General features: G+C 62.1%; 1 protein-coding gene. It reads right to left on the reverse strand.

Annotated features, from left to right (window positions below):
* A partial coding sequence (locus tag POF53_RS25805) for an immunoglobulin-like domain-containing protein (RefSeq protein ID WP_498970031.1) occupies positions 1–3,021 on the reverse strand: 3,021 nt, incomplete at both ends.

Consider the following 3,021-nt stretch of genomic DNA (forward strand, 5'->3'; position numbering starts at 1 on the left):
ACCCAGTTCCAGGTTCTCGAAGGTATGGCCCGGAACCGTGGCATCGGTGATACCGACGGTCAGCGAGCTGCCGTCCTTGAACACGTCGTCGCCCTGTGCGGCGGCCTTGTACTCGGTCTGGGTCTGACCTGCCGGGATCACCACCTTGTCGCCGTTGGACAGGGTGACGGTCAGGTCGTAGCCAAGCTTCTGGCTGACCTTGACGGTGAACGACGGCTGCTGGGCCTCGTTGACATCGCCGTTGCCGACGATGGTGACGGACACCTTGTCGCCCTGGTTGTCGGTGCCTGGAGTACCAGTGCCCGGCTCGTCGGTCACGGAGGTTTGCACTTCGTTCTGACCCAGGGTCAGTTTCTCGAAGTTGTCGGCACCGGTGACGCCGGTGATCTTGTTGCTGATGGTGGCCTGGCCGCCAACGAAGACGTCGTCAGGCGCCGTGATGATGGCGGTACCGCTGGCGCTGCCGGCCGGGATGCTGACCTTGGTGCCGTCGCTGAGGGTAAAGGTCAGGCCGTTGTGGCCGGTGACCGACAGGCCCTGGGCGTTGGTCAGGGTCACGGTGTAGGTGATCTGGCCGCCCTCGGACACGGTGGTCTTGTCGGCGGACAAGGTGGCCACGACTTCGCTGATGGTGTCGGTGATCTGCACGGTGGCGTTGCCGCCCAGTTCCAGATTCTCGAAGGTCTTGCCGGTGACCGCGGCGTCGGTGATGCCGACGGTCAGCGAGCTGCCATCCTTGAATACATCGTCGCCCTGGGCCGCGGCCTTGTACTCGACCTGGGTCTGGCCGGCCGGGATCACTACCTTGGCGCCATTGCTCAGGGTCACGGTCAGGTCCTGGTCGAGCTTCTGGCTGACCTTGACGGTGAACGACGGCTGCTGGTCTTCGGTGACGTTGCCGTTGCCAACGATGGTGACCGAGACCTTGTCGCCCTGGTTGTCGGTGCCTGGCGTGCCAGTGCCTGGCTCATCGGTCACGCTCGTGGTGACGGTGTTGTCACCCAGAGTGAGCTTCTCGAAGTTGTCGGCGCCACTGACACCCTCGATCTTGTTGACGATCGAAGGTTGGCCACCGACGAATACGTCGTCTGGTGCGGTGATTGTGAAGGTACCGCTGGCGCTACCGGCCGGGATGGTGACCTTGGTGCCATCGGTCAGGGTGAAGGTCAGGCCATTGTGGCCGTTGACCGGCAGACCCTGGGCGTTGGTCAGGGTGACGGTGTAAGTGATCTGTCCGCCTTCGGACACGGTGGTCTTGTCCGCAGTCAGGGTCGCAACGACCTCGCTGATGGTGTCGGTGATCTGCACCGAGGCGTTGCCGCCCAGTTCCAGATTCTCGAAGGCCTTGCCGTCGACGGCGGCATCGGTGATGCCGACGGTCAGGGTGTCACCGTCTTTGAAGACGTCATCACCTTGGGCTTTCGCCTTGTACTCGGCCTCGGTCTGACCGGCCGGAATGACGACCTTGTCGCCGTTGGACAGGGTCACGGTCAGGTCGTGGTCCAGTTTCTGGCTGACCTTGACGGTGAAGGCCGGCTGCTGGTCTTCGGTGACATCGCCCTTGCCGACGATGGTGACGGTGACCTTGTCGCCCTGGTTGTCGGTACCTGGAGTGCCGGTGCCCGGTTCGTCAGTGATGGAGGTTTTCACTTCGTCCTGACCCAGGGTCAGTTTTTCGAAGTTGTCGGCACCAGTCACGCTTTCCAGTTTGTTGGTGATGGTCGGTTGACCACCAACGAACACATCGTCCGGTGCAGTGATGGTGAAGGTGCCGCTGGCGCTGCCGGCCGGGATGGTGACCTTGGTGCCATCGGTCAGGGTGAAGGTCAGGCCGTTATGGCCGTTGACCGGCAGACCCTGGGCGTTGGTCAGGGTGACGGTGTAGGTGATCTGGCCGCCTTCGGACACAGTGGTCTTGTCGGCAGTCAGGGTCGCAACGACCTCGCTTACTGTGTCGGTGATCTGAACGGAGGCGTTGCCACCCAGTTCCAGATTCTCGAAGGCCTTGCCGTCGACGGCGGCATCGGTGATGCCGACGGTCAGGGTGTCACCGTCTTTGAAGACGTCATCACCTTGGGCTTTCGCCTTGTACTCGGCTTCGGTCTGACCGGCTGGAATGACGACTTTGTCGCCATTCGACAGAGTCACGGTCAGGTCGTGGTCCAGTTTCTGGCTGACCTTGACGGTGAAGGCCGGCTGCTGGTCTTCGGTGACATCGCCTTTGCCAACGATGGTGACGGTGACCTTGTCGCCCTGGTTATCGGTACCTGGCGTGCCGGTGCCAGGTTCGTCAGTGACGGAGGTCTTCACTTCGTCCTGACCCAGGGTCAGTTTTTCGAAGTTGTCGGCGCCGGTGACACCTTCCAGCTTGTTGGTGATGGTCGGTTGGCCACCAACGAACACATCGTCCGGAGCGGTGATGGTGAAGGTACCGCTGGCGCTGCCGGCTGGAATGGTGACCTTGGTGCCGTCGGTGAGGGTGAAGGTCAGGCCATTGTGGCCATTGACCGGCAGACCCTGGGCGTTGGTCAGGGTCACGGTGTAGGTGATCTGGCCGCCTTCGGACACCGTGGTCTTGTCGGCGGTGAGGGTCGCGACGACTTCGCTGACGGTGTCGGTGATCTGCACCGAGGCGTTGCCGCCCAGTTCCAGATTTTCGAAAGCCTTGCCATCAACGGCGGCATCGCTGATGCCGACGGTCAGGGTATCGCCGTCCTTGAAGACGTCATCACCTTGGGCCTTGGCCTTGTACTCGGCTTCGGTCTGGCCAGCAGGGATCACCACCTTGTCGCCATTGGACAGAGTGACAGTCAGGTCATGGTCGAGCTTCTGGCTGACCTTGACGGTGAAGGCTGGCTGCTGGTCCTCGGTGACATCGCCTTTGCCGACGATGGTGACAGTGACCTTGTCGCCCTGGTTGTCGGTACCTGGCGTGCCAGTGCCTGGCTCGTCGGTCACGGTCGTGGTGATCGTGTTGTCGCCGAGGGTCAGCTTCTCGAAGTTGTCTGCGCCGCTGACGCT

Source organism: Mitsuaria sp. RG (assembly GCF_028369275.1).
Lineage (GTDB): Bacteria > Pseudomonadota > Gammaproteobacteria > Pseudomonadales > Pseudomonadaceae > Aquipseudomonas > Aquipseudomonas peradeniyensis.